The organism is Streptomyces sp. NPDC048106 (assembly GCF_040706415.1).
GTDB lineage: Bacteria > Actinomycetota > Actinomycetes > Streptomycetales > Streptomycetaceae > Streptomyces.
Genome location: NZ_JBEZND010000026.1, coordinates 35,610 through 50,963, shown reverse-complemented (window position 1 = coordinate 50,963; position 15,354 = coordinate 35,610). Strand labels below are relative to the sequence as shown.

Here is a 15,354-nt window from a genome sequence, read left to right as displayed (position 1 = left end):
CGCTCATCTGCCCGCTGCCCCGGCCCCAAGACAAGAGGGCAACCGCAGCCGCAGCGACCGCAGCGACCGCGGCGTGTGCCGGGGTGGCGTCGCGCGTCGGGGGCCAGTAGCTGCGAGGTGATGCTGGGGTGTCAGGTCTCCCGGTGCCCGATCAGGGGGACGCGACAGAAGCTGAACGTGACACTCGCGTTTGCACGACCCGCGAGTGCTGCTGCTGGATGAGCCCTATCAGGGCTTCGACTGGGAGACCTATCTGCGGTTCTGGGACCTTGCCGCACGGCTGCGCCAGCGGGGGCGTTCGGTTCTGGTCGTCTCTCATCTCGCCTACGACGCCGAGCGCCTGGACGGCGGCCGCCTCCGCACGCAGGAGAGGGAAGCCGCATGAGGGAGCAGGTGGTGCTGCTTGTCACGGCCACCCGGTACACGCTGGTACACGCTGGTCGAACACACCCGGAACCGGTTCGCCGCGGTGCTCATCGCGGTCTTCCTTCCCTTGTGGACGCTACTGGCGTACGTGTCGATGCCGGACAAGCCGGTACAGCTGCGCCTTCGGGCCACCGAGGAACCGCTGGTGCTCCGCGGCAACGAGCTCACCGCGGTCAGCGGTGCGCTCAACGCGGTCACCTTGATCACTGCGTTCCTGATGTTCGCCGCGACCTTCAGCGGCAGCATGTTCGACCGGCGCCTCGCCATGGCCGGCTTTCCCCGGCCTCATCTGATCGCGGCGAAGCTGACCGGCCTCACCCTCGCGTCGGCCCTGGTGGCCGCCTACGCGGCAGGCGTCATCTGCCTGGCCTGGGCGCCGCGTCAACCCCTGCTGCTCGCCGGGGCACTGTTCGGCGCCGGGCCGCCACGGAGCCTGCGCCGGCAGTCGCGTCCCGTGAACTCGTCGGCATGCAGATGACCGACAAGCCACTGCTCAGGCCACTGGCCGCCCCCGCCGTCATGCCGCTCCTGGTGGGCCGTCTTGTGCTGGGCCCCGCTGCCTGGAACGCCACTTCGCCCGGCACGGCGCGATCGTCCCCGACTGGCTGCCCGGTGGCAGAGCCGTATGGCTCCGTGACCCTGGCCTGATCGAGGAAGTGCTGCGCAGTCCTGGAGTGGAGCACAACACGACCGGCCGTCTCCTGGGTCGCGCCATGGGTGCGACGGAGATGCTGAACCAGCTCAGCGGCGAACAGCACCGTGCGGTGAGCCGGCTGATGATCCCCGCGTTGCGCGGTGACCACCTGTCCGCCCACCGGGCTGCCACCGCCGCCGCGGCACAGCGCATGGCGCATGCCTGCCCCGTCGGAAATCCGTTCCGCCTGCTCCCCTTGCTGGACACGGCCGCCCCCGAAGCCAACGTCAGCGCGTGCCTCAGCGTCGACGACCCCCGCGTTATGCACACCTGGACCAAGGCCATTGCCCGGCTCCGCCAGTCCACCATGCGCCCCGCGGTGATGGCCTGCGCGCTCGGCATGCTGCCCTGGTGGCCCACAGGACACAGGGCTTGGAGAGCCTGCCTCCACCTGGTACACGAGGAAGTCGCACGGCGACGCCGCACCGGCGCAACGCACGACGACGTCCTGGGACTCCTGCTGGCATCCGACAGCGAGGAACTGACCAACGAGGTACTGTGCGACCAAATCGTCTTCTACCTGCTGGCCGCCAAGGCGCCCGCCCTCACGGCGGCCTGGGTCGTCGAGCGCGGCGCGCGCACACTCGGACGTCTGGCAACGGCTGGTCGGTGAGGCGTCCGCGCAGGATGACACCGCCCCTGCCCAGACGCGGTCATCCGCGAAACGCTGCGTCTGCGACCACCGGTCACAGCCATCCCCTGGCTGCTGCACGAACCGTGCGACATCGGCGGTCACCACGTGCCGGCCGGGACGTTCGCCGTGGCGAGCCTGTGGGACCTGCATCGAAACCCGGCTCTGTACCCGATCCGGAAGCGTTTCGTCCCGAACGGTTCCTACAGAGCCGGCCCCCGCGCGGCGCCTGGCTGCCCTTCGGAACCGGCTCGCACGCCTGCATGCGGTCAGCTGGCCTTCATCCAGGTCAAACTACTGATTCACACTCTTCTCCGCCGCGGGCAGCTGCGGCCGGCGACGGATCGAGACGAGGGGATCCGCAACCGCTGCAGCACAGAGGTCTACCCTGCCCAAGGCTGCCGGGTCACCCTGCGCCTATCTTGAAGACGTCATCCGTAGGGCCCTCGACGATTGCTGGTCGGCCGGTTCTCCGCTCGGCGGTAGCGGGAACCGCCAAGCGGCGTTGGCTGGGACGGTCCAGGAGTGCGGCTCGCGCCAGCCGGCAGGGTCCGGGACGCCCGCGCGGCCGGCCGGATGCTGTTCCAGGGCCGTGTATTGTCTTCGGCTCGTCAAGGTGACGCCAGTGCCTCCTGATGTGGCTCACGAGGCCAGCCTGAAGTCGTCCTGCAGGCTGACCTCGCTGCGGCAGGCCCAGGGGAAGCAGCGGTTGACCACCTGCCGAGGCCCGCAGGGCCGCCGTCGTGCGTCGCAACGGCTGAGAGCCGTTGCCCTGGCAACCAGGCCACGGGATCGACGACCCTGCGCCCGGCCCGAAGCCGTCCTATGTGCCTCACCTGCAAAGTCAACGCCGCTGGCCGCGAGAGGGATGGCCGCCGAATCGGAGCAGGATGATGTTGCCGGCGCCTCGCACTGCGCCCGGCATGACAAGCTGTGCTTGCCCACCCCCCGAACCCAGGAGGTCACCATGACCGCAGAGCCCGTATCTACGGAAGGTTCGGAGCCGGATGCCCCCGAGACGTCCCCTCTGGAGCCGGACAGCGACGGCAACTACGACCTCAAGCGCAAGTTCCGCGAAGCCCTGGCGCGCAAGCGCGGTGCGCAGGCGGATGCCGCTGATATTGCCGCCAAGTCCGATGCGTCGAAGGTGCGTTCGGCGCACGGCCCGGCTGCGAGCCAGCGGTCGTTCAGGCGCAAGAGCGGCGGCTGAGCCGATGAGTCCCGCGATCTAACCGCTTCACCGGCACTCGCGCCATCCACTCGCGCGTCCCGTGCAGTGGCCCGCGACGTGCGCATGCCTGTGCGCGCGTCGCGGGCGGGCGTAGCCGGGTGCCCCGCCTGGGGGAATGGCCCAGATGCGGTTGGCTCGGGTCGGTGGCGCCGCCGAACTGGAATTCCGGGATGAGGGCACTGCCTCGTCCGAAAACGACTGCGACTTTCCGGGGTGACGGTAGGCATCCGCGTGGCAAGGACATTCGTTCCCCGTCCTGCTGCGGCTGAACGTCGGTTCCGCTTCGGGCGCTGTGCCGCGACGGCCACGAAAACGGTAGCGAGCATCCCGGCCAGGCCGCGATCACTCTGCGTCGTGAGGCGGAGCTGCCGATGCCCAGGGCGTCGCTCAGCGGTACACCCAGCAGGGTGTTCCCGGGAGGCCGCCGGGGCATGACGGGGTGCGGCTGCGTCGGGGTGGTCTGTCGTACCGCCGCCCAGGTGGTGCCGAGTGTGCGTAGCCGGCCGGTGTCCATCGTGTCGTGCAACCGGGAGAGGAGGAGGTCTTCCTCGACCCGGGCCGTCAGTTCCTCGCCGTCCGGGCCTGAGGCTCGTACGGCGGCCCACAGCACCGTCTTTTCCACGAAGGCATGGCTGAAGACCAGCTGATGGTCTTCGATATGGCCGCTCCCGTGCGTGCGCCGGAGACGGGCCGTGACGCTTGCCGGAGCCACCCTGATCTCCACGCCCGCCCGCACCATCCCTTGGGGGAGCAGCATCAAAATCTGTGCCCGCGAGCTGAGGTTTCAAAGGGACAGGCAGACAGATTCTCTATCGCATTAAGTGGGGGTGGGATTCTTCACCGTACACAGGCCGCTTCGGCATGCTACTGTCGATATCAGTTGCAGTTGTGGTTCCCAAAACTTCAAGTGCCCTCCGGGTGGCGTCTGTGTCACTGGAAGCACTTTTGTTATCCGGTCTTTTTCCGGGCGGGGTGATCATCGCGGCGACACGGGGTCCGTGCAGTGCGGATCCCGATGCACTGCCCCAAAGGAGAAATGACATGGCTGCTGGTACCGTGAAGTGGTTCAACGCGGAAAAGGGTTTTGGCTTCATCGAGCAGGACGGTGGCGGCGCTGATGTGTTCGCCCACTACTCGAACATTGCCGCCCAGGGCTTCCGCGAGCTGCTGGAGGGCCAGAAGGTGACCTTCGACATCGCGCAGGGCCAGAAGGGCCCGACGGCCGAGAACATCGTTCTCGCCTGACGCTGACTGTCGCGTAGTTGCAGCTGGGGCCCGCGTCCTTCGGGGTGCGGGCCCCAGCTACTCGCATTTCCGCAGCGGTTTCGCCTGCGGACGAAAACCAGGGAACCCGTAGGCTCACCGCATGCGGGGCATCCTTCAGGGGTGCACGCATCCCTTCATGGCTTCATCGTGGCGGACGCTTGAACATTGCGTCTGCTTCGCGCCACTCATTCCAGCTCCTGTGTCGCACGGACTTTTCGGCGGCCAGCTTCGCTTTCGCATTCCACCGGTCCATTCTTGCAATTCTCTGTGTTGCTGATCGCTGCGGGAATTCCTTGATATGTGCCGCATCGAGGAAGGTTCCGCATGAACCGCATACGCACGAACGACCGCTTCGCCCGCACCCGTAACGGCAGTGCCGAATCCGGAAGGGGCGGCAGCCGATTCGGTTCTTCGGCCAGTCGCCGCTTTGCCGGGTCGAGCCGTTCCGGTGGTTACGGCCGTCGGCCCGCCGCGGTCCAGGGGGAGTTCGCGCTGCCCAGGACGATCACTCCCGCGCTCCCCGCCGTGGAGGGCTTCGCCGATCTCGACATGCCCGGGGCGCTGCTGGGCGCGCTCAACTCGCAAGGCGTGACCGTACCCTTCCCGATCCAGGCCGCGACCCTGCCGAATTCCCTCGCCGGCCGGGACGTACTGGGCCGTGGCCGCACCGGCTCCGGCAAGACCCTCGCCTTCGGGCTGGCGCTGCTGGCCCGTACCGCCGGGCAGCGCGCCGAGGCCAGGCAGCCGCTGGGGCTGATCCTCGTACCCACGCGTGAGCTGGCGCAGCAGGTCACCGATGCGCTCGCCCGGTACGCCCGCTCCGTGAGGCTGCGGCTGGCCACGGTGGTGGGCGGAATGCCGATCGGCCGACAGGCGAGCGCGCTGCGCGCCGGCGCCGAGATCGTCGTCGCCACACCGGGACGCCTCAAAGACCTCATCGACCGCGGCGACTGCCAACTGAACCAGGTTTCCATCACCGTCCTCGACGAGGCCGACCAGATGGCCGACATGGGCTTCATGCCGCAGGTCACCGCCCTCCTCGACCAGGTCCGCCCCGAAGGCCAGCGCATGCTGTTCTCCGCCACTCTCGACCGCAACGTCGACCTGCTCGTGCGCCGCTACCTCAGCGACCCCGTCGTGCACTCCGTCGACCCCTCGGCCGGCGCGGTCACGACGATGGAGCACCACGTGCTCCACATTCACGGCGCCGACAAGCACACGGCCACCACCCAGATCGCCGCATGCGACGGCCGCGTGATCATGTTCCTCGACACCAAGCACGCCGTCGACGTCCTCACCGAACACCTCCTGAACAGCGGGGTACGGGCCGCCGCCCTGCACGGCGGGAAGTCACAGCCACAGCGCACCCGCACGCTGGCACAGTTCAAGACCGGACACGTCAACGTGCTGGTAGCGACCAACGTCGCGGCGCGCGGCATCCACGTCGACAACCTCGACCTCGTCGTCAACGTCGACCCGCCGACCGACCACAAGGACTACCTCCACCGCGGCGGCCGCACCGCCCGCGCAGGAGAGTCCGGCAGCGTCGTCACCCTGGTCACCCCCAACCAGCGCCGCGGCATGACCCGCCTCATGGCAGCGGCCGGCATCGTCCCGCAGACCACCCAGGTCCGCGTCGGCGAAGAGGCCCTGCACCGCATCACCGGCGCCCAGGCCCCCTCCGGCATCCCGGTCGTCATCACCGCACCGGTGGTCGAACGCCCCAAGAAGCGCGGCGCCGCCTCACGCGGCCGACGCCGCCCCGTCTCGGCGGCCCGCCGCGCGCTCGTATCGCAGTCCACCGCCGGTGCGGCGGCATAGAACCTTCGTGTCAGGAAGCCCGCCCAACTTCGCAGGAGGCACCCTTTGACGCTGGACCAGACGCAGTTCCGCTCGACACGTTCGTGACGGCTCCGGATATACGGACCGGATCCGCCTGCGTGACATCGCCGACGTCATCGGGCCCTTCGCCTCGCCGCTGGCCACGAGGGCCGAAGCCGAGCGTGCGATGCGCTGCCGCCGACTCGGGGCCCCGCCCGTGGTCGACGGACACGGCAACGCTCTGGGCGTCCTCGCCCTCTCTCGCTGAACCGCCGTCACCCTACCGGGCCCCGTCTTCTCTTCTCCCTGGAGGCATCATGCGCTGTGTCATCGCTCGCTTCCCGTTCGACCTGACCAAGAGCGGCGTGGTGGAGTCGATGAAGGGCGTCACACCTGAGCTGGTCACCGGTGAGTTCGTCATCATCGGACGACGCCACTACCCCGCCAAGCAGGTCGGCCAGGTCGTCACCCGCCAGGACCGGCGTGATTTCAGCACCGGCGAAGTCCTCAGGGCCATGACCCAACTCGGCTTCACCTGCCTCACCCGCCCTACCGCCGCATCTGTGCCCCTGGCCGACCCGTACGGGCCGGCTTCCGCAACGCTCGGCGTTCCCCCTGTCCGCCTGACGTACGGACAGGTGTGAGCCGAACCGAGCAGTGAGACCCCACCAGCGTGGGCGAATTCCAGATCTGCTCCGGGCTCCACCGCCGGGTCACGTGGTCCTGGAGGAAGTCCCGCAGCCCGGGGGTTCTGGCCGATCTTGCCGGGCTTGGGGCGCGGTTCGCGGGCGTCCGCGCGGCGCTGGGCGGCGTGCGGACGGTAGGACCAGCCGCCGTGGGGCATGAGCGTGAGGTTGCGGCGATCTCCCGGCTTACGGTGGAGGGACTGCGGCCAAGCTCGGCTGCGATGGCCCGGACTGACCGGCGAATACATCGATGCATGTGTGCAGAGAAACACTCCCCAGGGTTTCAAAGAGCTTGCCTGGGACGTGGAACACGGATGGGGGGATGCCGACTTCAAGAAGGATCTGATTGCTGCCGGCATCATGGGAATCCTCGTCGGAATTCCGCAGGGCCTGGCGCTTGGCGCCGCAGGAGAGCCTGATCTGCTGGTGAAACCACGGCAGCTGATGCGCAAGGACATCCGCTACCGCATCATCATGTGCGTGCCACGCGCACTCCCGGCCTTTCTGGTGACGCTGTTCGTCTACGCGGTCGGGGTGGACCTGCTGCCGGTGTACAGAGGAGTGCCCTACGACACTCCCACGTCAGATCTCAAGTTGACTGCCGTCCTCGCTCTCCTCATCGCTTCCCTGGTGTTCGGCCTGCTGGCGGCATCCCGGCGGTCCGGGGCCGGCCGCCGCTACTTCGTCTTCCTCCTGTGCTCCCGGCGGAAGCTGCCCTGGCGGCTGGCCGTGTTCCTCGACTGGGCGTACAGAGCAGGCTTCCTGCGCCATTCCGGCTCGCGCTACCAGTTCCGCCACCGCGAACTCCAGCAGTGGCTCCAGCGTCATCACGGCACATCCCCGTGACAGAGTGAGGTTTTCTCAGCTGTGATCATTTCCAGATTCCGTGGAAGACGTGGGCGGCGCGTGTGATATCGCCGATCCGGCCTGGGGCTGAGGGTGATGTGTTTGAGCGTGCGCCAGCGTTCCTTGAGTCTGCGGCGGCGCGTTCACCGCGGGCTCGGATGTTTCTGATCTACGGACCAGGAAACGCATGGGTGCGGGCAGTGGTGATGTCGGGTGTGGGGCCCGGCTCGACATCAGGTGACCAACGTGGGGCCTCTGGGTTTTGCAGCGGACGATCTTGTGAGAGAGAGCCGTCCTACCAGGGGACCCCACGACCGTGTGCAACCGGGCCGCTCCCATCCCCGCCCCTCAATCTGCCGCCCCAGCACGCACGTGGACTACATCGCTGAGAAAGCCTCAGTGGCTCGCGATGAAGGCCGAAGACCTGGAGCCGACCACGATCTACACCTACCAGGTGACCCTGGATCGGGTGCGCGGAAAGCTCGGGAACCTCCGGCTGCAAGAGCTTACGGAGGACCATGTGGTGGAGTGGACGCGGTGGGCGCTCCGAGGAGGCCGTGTACGCGGTGCGAAAGCCGGAATGGGGCTCGGGGTCACGTCGGTGGACATGAGCCTGGCCAGGCTGAAGGATGCCCTGAACCGCGCTGTCACGCGCCGCCTGGTAACCGTGAACGTAGCCAGCGAAGTGCACATCCCGCTGAAGGCGCGCGAGGCGTGGAGCGGAAGACGAAGGCGGGCGGCCTGAGGTGGTCGGACATCGACCTGCACGCGGGCACGCTCAGCATCGCCTAACACGCGGACCATGATGGGAAACCGCACGGTGGTGGAGAAGGACACGAAGAGCATGGCGGGGGAACGCGTTTTGCCGCTACCAAGCCTCGTGAAGGAGGCGCTCAAGACGTTCCGCGCCATGCAGGCACTGGAACGCCTGGCGGCAGGCGAAGGCTACGGGGGTGCCGGCTACGTACTCGTGGATGAACTCGGCGCCGCGCTGAACGGTCGGCAGTTGCGAATGCAAGCGTACAAGATCATGGACGGAAACAGCCTTCGCAGGGTCCGTCTGTACGATGTTCGGGCGTCTTGCCTCACGTACCTCGCCAACAACGGGGTGCCGGATCACCTGCTCGCCATGTGGGCCGGACACACGAACGTGAAGACGACGAAGAAGTGGTACGTGAAGCCGGACGTGGCGGACCTGCTTCCCGCAGCGGAGGCATGGGGAGGTCTTGCAGGGGGCGTGTGACAGATCGTGACAGATGAAGGTGTGAGCCCGTGAGCGAAGCCAAGATCGAAACGCTGCAATACCGCTTTGACGGGCCAGAAGACGCTCCTGTCTTGATCTTGGGACCGTCCCTCGGTACCACATGGCACATGTGGGACAGACAGGTCCCGGAGCTGGCCAAGCAGTGGCGGATCTTCCGGTTCGACCTGCCCGGCCACGGCGGGGCGCCCGCCCACGCGGCCGGTTCCGTGGCCGAGCTCGGCGCCCGGCTGCTGGCGACCCTGGACTCGCTGGGCGTGCAGCGCTTCGGGTACGCGGGCTGTGCGCTGGGCGGCGCGATCGGCGTCGAACTGGCCCTGCGCCACCCCGAGCGGGTGGCCTCGCTCGCGCTGGTCGCGGCCTCGCCCCGGTTCGGGACGGCCGACGAGTTCCGGCAGCGCGGAGTGATCGTACGCACCAACGGGCTGGACCCGATCGCGCGGACCTCGCCCGAGCGCTGGTTCACCGGCGGGTTCGCGGCGGCGCAGCCCGCGATCACCGAGTGGGCGGTGCAGATGGTGCGCACCACGGACCCCGGCTGCTACATCGCCTCCTGCGAGTCCCTCGCCGCGTTCGACGTGCGGGCCGAGCTGGGACGGGTGGGCGTGCCGACGCTGGTCCTGGTCGGCTCCGAGGACCAGGTCACCGGCCCCGCCGAGGCCCGCACGCTGGTCGCGGGCATCCCGGACGCCCGGCTCGCGGTCGTGCCCGGGGCCTCCCACCTGGTCCCGGTCGAGCAGCCCGCCGCCGTCACCGATCTGCTGGTGCACCACTTCTCCACCGCCTGGCAGCAGCCCTACGACACCGGCCAGCTCGCCCTGCCGGGGGCCCAGGTCACCGCGCCGCTGCCGGTGGTGCCGCCGCAGGCCGTGGTCCCGGTCGCCGAGATCGCCCCGGCCGTCGCGGCGGCGCCCCCCGCGGACCGGGCGGACCGGTACGAGAGCGGGCTCAAGATCCGGCGGGAGGTGCTCGGCGACGCGCACGTGGACCAGGAGCTGGCCGGGGCGGACGCGTTCTCCGGGGACTTCCAGGAGTTCGTCACCCGCTACGCCTGGGGCGAGATCTGGGACCGGCCGGGCCTGGACCGCCGCACCCGGAGCTGCGTCACGCTCACCGCGCTGATTGCCGGCGGCCACCTGGAGGAACTCGCCTCCCACACCCGCGCCGCCCTGCGCAACGGCCTCACCCCGGACGAGATCCGCGAGGTCATCCTCCACGCCGCCCTCTACTGCGGCCTCCCCGCCGCCGACAGCGCCTTCCGGGTGGCCCGGGAGGTCATCCGGGAGGAGACGACGCCGGAGGAGTGAGCGAACGGTTCCGCCGCGGGGCCGCGGCACACGGCAGGGCGGGACCCCCGGGCCGGGTGAGCCCCGCAGGCCGACCTGGTCTGTGGTGGCCCCCGCCCGGGGCGCCCGCCCACCGCCGCCACGGGGACGGCGGGCGCCACGCGACGCTACGCGACTCGCGTCATCTCCTGGCAGGTGTCCTCGAGGACCGCGTTGATCCGGTCCCAGTCGCCGTTGTGGCGGCGGTCCAGCACCGCGAGCCAGCGCTCCAGCCCGAAGGCCACACAACTCGTCTGAGCCGGCCTTTTGTTGCTGCTGAGGGTGATGGCACACCCCTTGCCGAAATACTCCCGGTGGACGTTGAGGGAGGCGATCGCCAGTCCGTCCACGATGAACTCGCGCTTGACCGGGAGGGCCTGCTGCACCATGGCGCGACCGCCCTGCTGCAGTGGCCAAGGACGGTATAGCGCTTGCTCTCCTCGATCTCCTGGTCGGCGAGCTCAGCGTAGATGGCGTAGCACGCGGCGGAAGGCAGCATGAAGCGGCTGTCGCGGAGCTGCGTGGCAGGGAGGGTCCCGCCCGCGTAGCGTTCCGGCTCCCCGGACACTGCGGCGGTGTCGAGCGGCGCGGCGGCCAGGGCCATGTGCGGGAAGCTGTGGAAAATGCCGAGCCGGGCCACAGCGCCGACGGGCAGCAGCATGGGCGCGGTGAACTCCTGAGCCCCGCAGGCGGCGGCCCAGGACAGGAAGACGGAGCCCAGCGTGCGCAGTGCCCGGCTCGGACCGGTCCCGGGCCAGGGCCTGGCGCAGGGAGTCGGCGAAGCGGTCGACGTCCTCCAGGTGGAAGAAGTGCCCGCCGCTCACGGTTCGCGCCTCGAAGGCTCCGGAGGTCTCCTGAGACCAGGCCCGGATGCTCGACGGTGGCGCTTCCTCGTCCTCCGAGCCGGCGAAGACCGTGATCGGAACCGAAAGCGCCTTGCCTGCCTTGTGGCGCCACGCCGCCACGGCCGTGAAGTCCGCGCGGAACACCGACAGCAAGAGCCGGCGCAGTTCCGTGTTCGCCGCCACCTCGGCGGGAATGCCCCCCATGCGCACCACGGCGTCCCACAGGGCGCCGTCGTCCAGTCGTGGTCGCCTGCCCGTGGCTTCCCGAGGCGCGGAGCAGGGTGCGGACAGCCTGACAGGAGCAGATGGCGTGGCTCCGGCAGTCCGGCGTCGACGATCCGCCTGGCCAGTTCGTACGCGATGAGCGCGCCCATGCTGTGCCCGTACAGGCAGTACCCGGCGGCCAGGTGTGGCCGGACGGCCGTGGCGAGGCCGTCGACGATCGCTTCGAGGCTCAGCAGCGGGGGCTCGCCGAGGCGGCGCTCGCGCCCGGGGAACTGGGCGATGAGAGGACCTGCGCAGCCCCGCAAGCACCCGGCTCTTCGGCGCGGGGGACACCGTATGCCGCCCTGAACTCGACTGGCTGCCTACCTGGCGCCTCGCCCTCGCCACCGGCCGGGTCGCCGGTCACAACATCGCGGCGGCGCTGAACGGTGAGCCACTGGCCGCCTTCCCCGCGGAGAGGGGCCGCAAGCTGAGTCGTGCCAACCTCCCTGACCTCGGCGGCACGGGCATCCTCGCCAGCGGTGGCAGGACCCGGGCGACCGGCGGATGGCTGCTCGCGCTCCGGCGCCGAGCCAACCGGTCTCACTTCGCCACGTACGCGCCGGGTGATCAGCGCATGAAGCGACTGGGGTGAGCGCGTGCCGGTCGGGCGGCCCGGCGGACGAGTCCGCGCGCCGCCGGCGCTCTCGGCCGTGAGCCGCCACCAGCCGGATCGCCACCCCCGCGCGTTCCCCCCACCCCCTCCGGCAGGATGGTGAGACATGAAGCTCACCAAGAAGTCCCATGCCTGCGTCCGGGTGGAGAAGGACGGGCAGGTGCTCGTCATCGATCCCGGTGGGTTCAGCGAGGAGGACGCGGCGCTCGGCGCCGACGCGATCCTCGTGACGCACGAGCACGCGGACCACTTCGACGAGTCCCGGCTGCGGACGGCGATGGAGAACAACCCCGCCGCGCGGATCTGGACGCTGCGCTCCGTCGCGGAGCGGATCGCCGCGGCGTTCCCCGGCCGGGTGCACACCGTCGGGCACGGCGACACCTTCACCGCCGCCGGCTTCGACGTGCGGGTGCACGGCGAGCTGCACGCCGTGATCCACCCGGACCTGCCGCGCGTCACCAACGTGGGGTTCCTGCTCGACGGCGGGAAGCTCTTCCACCCCGGCGACGCCCTGACCGTCCCGGACCAGCCCGTGGAGACGCTGATGCTCCCGGTCATGGCACCGTGGAACAAGATCGCCGAGGTGATCGACTACGTCCGCGAGGTGCGCCCGCGGCGCGCCTACGACATCCACGACGCCCTGCTCACCGACCTGGCCCGGCCGATCTACGACCACCAGATCGGCGCCCTGGGCGGCACCGACCACCAGCGGCTCGCGCCGGGGGCCTCGGCCCGGGTGTGAGGCGGGGCGTGTGAGGCGGGGCGGGCCGGGTTGTCGTACCCGCCGGGTAGGTTGTGGGACATGCGCATCGCGACCTGGAACGTGAACTCGATCACCGCCCGCCTCCCCCGTCTGCTGGCCTGGCTGGAGAGCAGCGGCACCGACGTGCTCTGCCTCCAGGAGGCCAAGGTCGCCGAGGAGCAGTTCCCCGTCGAGCCGCTGCGCGAGCTGGGCTACGAGGCCGCGGTGCACGCCACCGGCCGGTGGAACGGCGTGGCGGTGCTCTCCCGCGTCGGACTGGCGGACGTCGTCAAGGGGCTGCCCGGCGACCCCGGGTACGAGGGCGTGACGGAGCCCCGCGCCCTGTCCGCGACGTGCGGCCCCGTGCGCGTCTGGTCGGTCTACGTGCCCAACGGCCGCGAGGTCGGCCACCCGCACTACGCCTACAAGCTCCAGTGGTTCGAGGCCCTGCGCGCCGCCGTCCTCGGCGACGCCCAGGGCAGCCGCCCCTTCGCCGTCCTCGGCGACTACAACGTGGCGCCGACCGACGACGACGTCTACGACACGGCCGCCTTCGAGGGCGCCACCCACGTCACCCCCGCCGAGCGCGCCGCCCTCACCGCCCTGCGCGAGGCCGGCCTCGACGACGTCGTCCCGCGCCCGCTCAAGTACGACCACCCCTTCACCTACTGGGACTACCGCCAGCTCTGCTTCCCCAAGAACCGCGGCATGCGCATCGACCTGGTGTACGGCAACGCGCCCTTCGCCAAGGCCGTCAAGGACGCCTTCGTGGACCGCGAGGAGCGCAAGGGCAAGGGCGCCTCCGACCACGCGCCCGTGGTGGTCGACCTCGACGTGTGATGCCACGCTGGGTCCATGAACCTTCCGTTCCTGGGCCCCCGGCACAAGAAGCACCCCGCGCCGCCCGCCGACCCCGAGTCGGTCGCCGCGCTGCTGTCCGAGTGCGAGCTGCTCCGCGCCCAGGCGGCCCGGGCCGGTGTCCGCCTGGACGACACCCCGGCCTCCCTGGAGGCCCTGGACCAGATGGTCCCGCGCTGGCGCGACGACGCCGAGACCCTGCCCTGGCTGGGCCATGACGCCGGGCTGTACCTGGGCACCGTCGTGGTGCGCACCGTACCCGGCGCCGCCTGGCGGATCGGCGCCGGCGGCGAGCCCGTCCTGTGCCTCGACTCCGGCCGCGAGGTGGAGGTGGTGGACGCCGGACGGCAGTGGGCCGCGACCGGCGTGCCCGAGCTGTCCCAGCTCTACGGGGAGATCGCCGAGGTCTGAGTCCCGGCCGCGCCCGCCCCAACGCGGGCTTAAATACGGCTAATGCCGGAAAGGTGCGTGTCGCCCCTCGGCACCCCGGCCGGCTGGATAGTTTGCGGCCACCACCACCCGCGAGAGTGGAGTAGGGCTGCGTATGGCCGTCGATCCACCGATCGAACCGAGGAACGGCGACTGGAAGAAGGCGTACGAGGCAACGCGCACCGGCCGGTTCGTCCGGCGCCCCGTCAATCCCCCTCCGTTACGCCCCCCACGGCCCACCCGTCACCGGAGTCCGCGGGCGCGTCCGGCATCTGGCCCCGGCGGCAGCCCGAGGGTCCCACCGCCATGCCGGGAACTTCGCCCCCCGACGTCTCGACTACGATGGTGCGTTCCGCCCCGTGGTGAGGTGATCAAGCCGCACCGCACCGGGACGGAGGCACTGTCGCCGGGCGGGGATCCCATGGTCCCCGCACCGTGAGAGGGGCGGCAGTTCATACGGGCCAGGCTCGTCCGGCGGCAGCCGGAGATCACTGCTCGCACGGGCGAGGAGAAGGTCAGCTGCGCCGGACGAGTTGCGCTCGACGGCCCGTCACCGCCGGCCGCGCGTCAGGCGGACCCCGCGGGCTCCGGCTCCGGTTCAGGCAGCGGACCGCGCGCCGCCCGGGTCACATCCGCCACCAGCTCCACCACGTCGGGGCCGTAGGCCCCCGAGTTGCGGACCCTCAGCAGGAGCACGAAGGTGCCGTCGCCGTACTTGCGGGCCAACCGCGTGTGGTGGCGGGCCAGATAGCGGGTCGCGGCCTGGTTGGTGATCGCGCTCTGGCCGCAGAACAGGAACACCGGGCGGGCCTGGTCCTCGGTGGTGACCCGCGCGAGCAGCACATGCTCCGACACGGCCCGCTCCATCAGGTAATGCTCCCCGCCGATCTGGAACCGGCCCCGCTCGGCGACCGGTTCGGGCGCGGTGTTGATCCGCAGCCCCGGCAGCATCGCCGACAGGTGCGCGGCCATCCGGCGGTTCGAGGCCGGACCGCCGACGCAGAACTCGGTGCGCTCGCCGAAGCCCTGACGGACCGCGTCCTGGGTGACCACCTCGGCGTGCGCCCCGCACTCCTTGATCAAGGCGGACAGTTCCAGCAGCGCGAACACGTCGAAGCGGTGCACCGCGGGCTCGGTCGCGGCCGGGTCGCGGTTGACGACGAGCAGCGACTCGGCGTGTTCCGGCAGCCCGAAGAAGCCCTGCTTGCGCCGGAGTTCGCGGCGCCACAGATACGTGCGGGCGAGCCAGCCGAGCGAGGCGGAGATGCCCGTCGCCAGCAGGCCCAGGACGAGGTTGCGCACGTCGTCGTTCATGGCCGCGCATGGTAGCGGGCCGTGGCGCCGCGGGCGTACCGGTGTTCGAAATGTGACGGTCGTGTGGCGAGCGGTCGAGACGTACTGTCATTGGTGTGA

General features: G+C 70.0%; 17 protein-coding genes and 4 pseudogenes. 16 read left to right on the top strand and 5 right to left on the bottom strand.

The window, feature by feature from the left end:
* Nucleotides 1–156 precede the first annotated feature (156 nt).
* The 9 genes and pseudogenes from AB0927_RS24970 to AB0927_RS24930 all read left to right on the top strand — a co-directional run.
* A pseudogene (locus tag AB0927_RS24970) lies at nucleotides 157–385 on the top strand (ABC transporter ATP-binding protein); the annotation flags it as partial.
* 84 nt (nucleotides 386–469) lie between these two features.
* A complete protein-coding gene (locus AB0927_RS24965; RefSeq protein WP_366669932.1) occupies nucleotides 470–904 on the top strand; it encodes a hypothetical protein in 435 nt (144 codons plus the stop codon).
* 250 nt (nucleotides 905–1,154) lie between these two features.
* Nucleotides 1,155–1,733, top strand: coding sequence for a hypothetical protein (locus AB0927_RS24960; protein ID WP_366669931.1), 579 nt, complete (start codon nucleotides 1,155–1,157; stop codon nucleotides 1,731–1,733).
* Nucleotides 1,734–1,775: 42 nt separating this feature from the next.
* Nucleotides 1,776–2,371 (top strand): annotated as a pseudogene (locus AB0927_RS24955) (cytochrome P450).
* Between the two features lie 347 nt (nucleotides 2,372–2,718).
* The gene (locus tag AB0927_RS24950) at nucleotides 2,719–2,961 is read left to right on the top strand and encodes a DUF5302 domain-containing protein (RefSeq protein ID WP_366669930.1); all 243 of its coding nucleotides are present in this window, start codon (nucleotides 2,719–2,721) and stop codon (nucleotides 2,959–2,961) included.
* A 1,062-nt stretch (nucleotides 2,962–4,023) separates the two neighbouring features.
* Nucleotides 4,024–4,227 (top strand): cold-shock protein, encoded by a 204-nt coding sequence (locus tag AB0927_RS24945; RefSeq protein WP_014145516.1) that lies wholly within the window; start codon nucleotides 4,024–4,026, stop codon nucleotides 4,225–4,227.
* Between the two features lie 345 nt (nucleotides 4,228–4,572).
* Nucleotides 4,573–6,069, top strand: a complete 1,497-nt coding sequence (locus tag AB0927_RS24940) for a DEAD/DEAH box helicase (protein WP_366669929.1) — start codon at nucleotides 4,573–4,575, stop codon at nucleotides 6,067–6,069.
* A 79-nt stretch (nucleotides 6,070–6,148) separates the two neighbouring features.
* Nucleotides 6,149–6,337, top strand: a pseudogene (locus AB0927_RS24935) (hypothetical protein); the annotation flags it as partial.
* A 49-nt stretch (nucleotides 6,338–6,386) separates the two neighbouring features.
* Nucleotides 6,387–6,713: an SCO5918 family protein gene (locus AB0927_RS24930; RefSeq protein WP_366669928.1), complete on the top strand. Its 327-nt coding sequence runs from the start codon at nucleotides 6,387–6,389 to the stop codon at nucleotides 6,711–6,713.
* Here AB0927_RS24930 and AB0927_RS24925 read toward each other — a convergent pair.
* Nucleotides 6,619–7,011, bottom strand: a complete 393-nt coding sequence (locus AB0927_RS24925) for a helix-turn-helix domain-containing protein (protein ID WP_366669927.1) — start codon at nucleotides 7,009–7,011, stop codon at nucleotides 6,619–6,621. The genes AB0927_RS24930 and AB0927_RS24925 overlap by 95 nt on opposite strands.
* A gap of 2 nt (nucleotides 7,012–7,013) precedes the next feature.
* Between AB0927_RS24925 and AB0927_RS24920 the strand changes: the two genes are divergently transcribed.
* The 4 genes from AB0927_RS24920 to AB0927_RS24905 all read left to right on the top strand — a co-directional run bounded on the left by AB0927_RS24920 (nucleotide 7,014) and on the right by AB0927_RS24905 (nucleotide 10,169).
* On the top strand, nucleotides 7,014–7,601 hold the full coding sequence (locus AB0927_RS24920) for a hypothetical protein (RefSeq protein ID WP_366669926.1): 588 nt from the start codon (nucleotides 7,014–7,016) through the stop codon (nucleotides 7,599–7,601).
* Between the two features lie 409 nt (nucleotides 7,602–8,010).
* On the top strand, nucleotides 8,011–8,346 hold the full coding sequence (locus AB0927_RS24915) for a hypothetical protein (RefSeq protein WP_366669925.1): 336 nt from the start codon (nucleotides 8,011–8,013) through the stop codon (nucleotides 8,344–8,346).
* A 57-nt stretch (nucleotides 8,347–8,403) separates the two neighbouring features.
* Nucleotides 8,404–8,844 carry a tyrosine-type recombinase/integrase gene (locus AB0927_RS24910; protein ID WP_366669924.1) on the top strand — a complete coding sequence of 147 codons (441 nt, stop codon included), beginning with the start codon at nucleotides 8,404–8,406 and terminating at the stop codon, nucleotides 8,842–8,844.
* 29 nt (nucleotides 8,845–8,873) lie between these two features.
* Nucleotides 8,874–10,169 (top strand): alpha/beta fold hydrolase, encoded by a 1,296-nt coding sequence (locus AB0927_RS24905; RefSeq protein WP_366669923.1) that lies wholly within the window; start codon nucleotides 8,874–8,876, stop codon nucleotides 10,167–10,169.
* Between the two features lie 146 nt (nucleotides 10,170–10,315).
* On the opposite strand, the gene AB0927_RS24900 is transcribed toward AB0927_RS24905, so the two are convergent.
* From AB0927_RS24900 to AB0927_RS24890, 3 genes and pseudogenes are all read right to left on the bottom strand, one after another.
* Complete coding sequence (locus AB0927_RS24900) at nucleotides 10,316–10,576, bottom strand: hypothetical protein (protein ID WP_366669922.1); 261 nt, start codon at nucleotides 10,574–10,576, stop codon at nucleotides 10,316–10,318.
* Nucleotides 10,577–10,648: 72 nt separating this feature from the next.
* The gene (locus AB0927_RS24895) at nucleotides 10,649–11,323 is read right to left on the bottom strand and encodes a thioesterase domain-containing protein (RefSeq protein WP_366669984.1); all 675 of its coding nucleotides are present in this window, start codon (nucleotides 11,321–11,323) and stop codon (nucleotides 10,649–10,651) included.
* Nucleotides 11,324–11,334: 11 nt separating this feature from the next.
* A pseudogene (locus tag AB0927_RS24890) lies at nucleotides 11,335–11,562 on the bottom strand (thioesterase domain-containing protein); the annotation flags it as partial.
* Between the two features lie 456 nt (nucleotides 11,563–12,018).
* On the opposite strand from AB0927_RS24890, the gene AB0927_RS24885 reads away from it, so the two are divergent.
* The 3 genes from AB0927_RS24885 to AB0927_RS24875 are packed head-to-tail and all read left to right on the top strand — an operon-like array spanning nucleotide 12,019 to nucleotide 13,923.
* Nucleotides 12,019–12,654 carry an MBL fold metallo-hydrolase gene (locus AB0927_RS24885; protein WP_366669921.1) on the top strand — a complete coding sequence of 212 codons (636 nt, stop codon included), beginning with the start codon at nucleotides 12,019–12,021 and terminating at the stop codon, nucleotides 12,652–12,654.
* Nucleotides 12,655–12,714: 60 nt separating this feature from the next.
* Entirely contained in the window at nucleotides 12,715–13,494 is a 780-nt protein-coding gene (locus tag AB0927_RS24880) for an exodeoxyribonuclease III (protein ID WP_366669920.1), read from the top strand.
* Nucleotides 13,495–13,509: 15 nt separating this feature from the next.
* Nucleotides 13,510–13,923: a DUF6278 family protein gene (locus tag AB0927_RS24875; RefSeq protein WP_366669919.1), complete on the top strand. Its 414-nt coding sequence runs from the start codon at nucleotides 13,510–13,512 to the stop codon at nucleotides 13,921–13,923.
* Nucleotides 13,924–14,508: 585 nt separating this feature from the next.
* Here the strand turns inward: AB0927_RS24875 and AB0927_RS24870 are convergent.
* Nucleotides 14,509–15,255 (bottom strand): hypothetical protein, encoded by a 747-nt coding sequence (locus AB0927_RS24870; RefSeq protein WP_366669918.1) that lies wholly within the window; start codon nucleotides 15,253–15,255, stop codon nucleotides 14,509–14,511.
* Nucleotides 15,256–15,354 lie beyond the last annotated feature (99 nt).

Coding starts and splice junctions, on each gene's coding strand:
- AB0927_RS24960 (WP_366669931.1), top strand. CDS start 1,155: ATGCTGAACCAGCTCAGCGGCGAACAGCACCGTGCGGTGAGCCGGCTG.
- AB0927_RS24950 (WP_366669930.1), top strand. CDS start 2,719: ATGACCGCAGAGCCCGTATCTACGGAAGGTTCGGAGCCGGATGCCCCC.
- AB0927_RS24945 (WP_014145516.1), top strand. CDS start 4,024: ATGGCTGCTGGTACCGTGAAGTGGTTCAACGCGGAAAAGGGTTTTGGC.
- AB0927_RS24940 (WP_366669929.1), top strand. CDS start 4,573: ATGAACCGCATACGCACGAACGACCGCTTCGCCCGCACCCGTAACGGC.
- AB0927_RS24930 (WP_366669928.1), top strand. CDS start 6,387: ATGCGCTGTGTCATCGCTCGCTTCCCGTTCGACCTGACCAAGAGCGGC.
- AB0927_RS24925 (WP_366669927.1), bottom strand. CDS start 7,011: ATGCATCGATGTATTCGCCGGTCAGTCCGGGCCATCGCAGCCGAGCTT.
- AB0927_RS24915 (WP_366669925.1), top strand. CDS start 8,011: ATGAAGGCCGAAGACCTGGAGCCGACCACGATCTACACCTACCAGGTG.
- AB0927_RS24910 (WP_366669924.1), top strand. CDS start 8,404: ATGATGGGAAACCGCACGGTGGTGGAGAAGGACACGAAGAGCATGGCG.
- AB0927_RS24900 (WP_366669922.1), bottom strand. CDS start 10,576: ATGGTGCAGCAGGCCCTCCCGGTCAAGCGCGAGTTCATCGTGGACGGA.
- AB0927_RS24885 (WP_366669921.1), top strand. CDS start 12,019: ATGAAGCTCACCAAGAAGTCCCATGCCTGCGTCCGGGTGGAGAAGGAC.
- AB0927_RS24880 (WP_366669920.1), top strand. CDS start 12,715: ATGCGCATCGCGACCTGGAACGTGAACTCGATCACCGCCCGCCTCCCC.
- AB0927_RS24875 (WP_366669919.1), top strand. CDS start 13,510: ATGAACCTTCCGTTCCTGGGCCCCCGGCACAAGAAGCACCCCGCGCCG.
- AB0927_RS24870 (WP_366669918.1), bottom strand. CDS start 15,255: ATGAACGACGACGTGCGCAACCTCGTCCTGGGCCTGCTGGCGACGGGC.